The sequence below is a fragment of the Burkholderia sp. BE17 genome, assembly GCF_009362305.1.
Classification (GTDB): Bacteria; Pseudomonadota; Gammaproteobacteria; order Burkholderiales; family Burkholderiaceae; genus Burkholderia; species Burkholderia pyrrocinia_C.
In genome coordinates, this window is the sequence record NZ_WHNU01000096.1 from 1 (window position 1) to 3,477 (window position 3,477).

Annotated in this window: 2 rRNA genes; both read right to left on the reverse strand. The window is 52.5% G+C overall.

From position 1 onward, the window contains the following. Positions 1 to 11: 11 nt before the first annotated feature. Positions 12 to 124 (reverse strand): 5S ribosomal RNA (rrf, locus tag GD429_RS39910). A 228-nt stretch (positions 125 to 352) separates the two neighbouring features. Then, a 23S ribosomal RNA gene (locus tag GD429_RS39915) occupies positions 353 to 3,234 on the reverse strand. Positions 3,235 to 3,477 lie beyond the last annotated feature (243 nt).

Genomic DNA, 3,477 nt, shown 5'->3' on the forward strand with positions numbered 1-3,477 from the left:
TGGCTTAGGGAGCCTGACGATTACCTACTTTCACACGGGAATCCGCACTATCATCGGCGTAGAGTCGTTTCACGGTCCTGTTCGGGATGGGAAGGGGTGGGACCGACTCGCTATGGTCATCAGGCAAAGAGGGTTGTCGCGCTGCTTCGCAGCGCGACCAATCTGGGAAGAAGCAGTAATTTTGAGTTGTGTGTATCACACACGAGAATCCAACTTGTCTCGTCTTGCTACGCAGGTCACCGGTACTTCAACCGGCGCGCCGCATCGATCAGCTTCGCTGCTCGACGCTCTGCGTGGGATGCTCGTAAGTGCTGAAGCACTAACGATCATCGACACAAGGCAGACTTGTTATAGGATCAAGCCTTACGGGCAATTAGTATCAGTTAGCTGAACGCATTACTGCGCTTACACACCTGACCTATCAACGTCCTGGTCTCGAACGACCCTTCAAGGGGATCTAGTCCCCAGGGATATCTCATCTTAAGGCGAGTTTCCCGCTTAGATGCTTTCAGCGGTTATCTCTTCCGAACATAGCTACCCGGCGATGCCACTGGCGTGACAACCGGTACACCAGAGGTTCGTCCACTCCGGTCCTCTCGTACTAGGAGCAGCCCCCTTCAAATATCCAACGCCCACGGCAGATAGGGACCAAACTGTCTCACGACGTTTTAAACCCAGCTCACGTACCTCTTTAAATGGCGAACAGCCATACCCTTGGGACCGGCTACAGCCCCAGGATGAGATGAGCCGACATCGAGGTGCCAAACACCGCCGTCGATATGAACTCTTGGGCGGTATCAGCCTGTTATCCCCAGAGTACCTTTTATCCGTTGAGCGATGGCCCTTCCATACAGAACCACCGGATCACTATGACCTGCTTTCGCACCTGCTCGACTTGTCGGTCTCGCAGTTAAGCACGCTTATGCCATTGCACTATCAGCACGATTTCCGACCGTACCTAGCGTACCTTCGTACTCCTCCGTTACGCTTTGGGAGGAGACCGCCCCAGTCAAACTGCCTACCATGCACTGTCCCCGACCCGGATCACGGGCCAAGGTTAGAACCTCAAACAAACCAGGGTGGTATTTCAAGGACGGCTCCACCGAAACTAGCGTTCCGGTTTCATAGCCTCCCACCTATCCTACACAGATCGGTTCAAAGTCCAATGCAAAGCTACAGTAAAGGTTCATGGGGTCTTTCCGTCTAGCCGCGGGTAGATTGCATCATCACAAACACTTCAACTTCGCTGAGTCTCGGGAGGAGACAGTGTGGCCATCGTTACGCCATTCGTGCAGGTCGGAACTTACCCGACAAGGAATTTCGCTACCTTAGGACCGTTATAGTTACGGCCGCCGTTTACCGGGACTTCAATCAAGAGCTTGCACCCCATCATTTAATCTTCCGGCACCGGGCAGGCGTCACACCCTATACGTCCACTTTCGTGTTTGCAGAGTGCTGTGTTTTTATTAAACAGTCGCAGCCACCAGTTTATTGCAACCCCTTCACCCTCTGCCCGCAGGGGCATCAAGCTACAAGGGCGTACCTTATCCCGAAGTTACGGTACCAATTTGCCGAGTTCCTTCTCCCGAGTTCTCTCAAGCGCCTTAGAATACTCATCTCGCCCACCTGTGTCGGTTTGCGGTACGGTCATCGTTAGACTGAAGCTTAGAGGCTTTTCTTGGAACCACTTCCAATTGCTTCGCTCCCTAAGGAGCTCGCGCCACACCCTTGAATTGCGCACCCGGATTTGCCTAAGTGCCTTCTCCAATGCAGCGACCGGGACTTCCAACACCCGGACAACCTTCCGCGATCCGTCCCCCCATCGCATCTAACAATGGTGCAGGAATATTGACCTGCTTCCCATCAGCTACGCATTTCTGCCTCGCCTTAGGGGCCGACTCACCCTACGCCGATGAACGTTGCGTAGGAAACCTTGGGCTTACGGCGAGGGGGCCTTTCACCCCCTTTATCGCTACTCATGTCAGCATTCGCACTTCCGATACCTCCAGCACGCTTTTCAACGCACCTTCGCAGGCTTACGGAACGCTCTCCTACCATGCGAGCATAGCTCGCATCCGCAGCTTCGGTATATAGCTTAGCCCCGTTACATCTTCCGCGCAGGACGACTCGATCAGTGAGCTATTACGCTTTCTTTAAAGGGTGGCTGCTTCTAAGCCAACCTCCTGACTGTTTTAGCCTTCCCACTTCGTTTCCCACTTAGCTATATTTGGGGACCTTAGCTGGCGGTCTGGGTTGTTTCCCTCTTGACACCGGACGTTAGCACCCGATGTCTGTCTCCCGTGATTGCACTCTTCGGTATTCGGAGTTTGCTATGGCGGGGTAATCTGCAATAGACCCCCCAACCATGACAGTGCTCTACCCCCGAAGGTGAGACACGAGGCACTACCTAAATAGTTTTCGGAGAGAACCAGCTATTTCCAAGTTTGTTTAGCCTTTCACCCCTATCCACAGCTCATCCCCTAACTTTTCAACGTTAGTGGGTTCGGACCTCCAGTACGTGTTACCGCACCTTCATCCTGGCCATGGATAGATCACTTGGTTTCGGGTCTACGCCCAGCAACTGAACGCCCTATTCGGACTCGCTTTCGCTACGCCTGCCCTATACGGTTAAGCTTGCTACTGAACGTAAGTCGCTGACCCATTATACAAAAGGTACGCCGTCACCCCTTGCGAGGCTCCGACTGTTTGTATGCATGCGGTTTCAGGATCTATTTCACTCCCCTCCCGGGGTTCTTTTCGCCTTTCCCTCACGGTACTGGTTCACTATCGGTCGATCACGAGTATTTAGCCTTGGAGGATGGTCCCCCCATCTTCAGACAGGATTTCACGTGTCCCGCCCTACTTGTCGCACACCTAGTTCTTTCATACTGTTTTCGCCTACAGGGCTATCACCTGCTATGGCCGCACTTTCCAGAGCGTTCGGCTAACAATACAAATAAAGAGTGCAAGGCTCATCCCATTTCGCTCGCCACTACTTTGGGAATCTCGGTTGATTTCTTTTCCTGCGGTTACTTAGATGTTTCAGTTCACCGCGTTCGCTTCTCATGGCCTATGTATTCAGCCATGGATACTCCAAAAGGAGTGGGTTTCCCCATTCGGACATCTACGGATCAAAGCTCGTTTGCCAGCTCCCCGTAGCTTTTCGCAGGCTACCGCGTCCTTCATCGCCTGTGATCGCCAAGGCATCCACCACATGCACTTGTTCGCTTGACCCTATAACGAGTCTGTCTCATCGACAGTCGCTACAGGTTGAGTTCTCGCGTTGTGCCGTATTCCAATTGAGTCAAACATAGAGTTCGAATCATCTTGAGATACATCGATACAATCACAACCCGGATAGTTTCCACGTCCATCTCGAGACGCTTCCGCTATCCAAATTACTTACTTCTTCCAGATTGTTAAAGAACGACAGCCGATACCTACTACGTATCACTCTGACTGGCTCAATCGCCAATG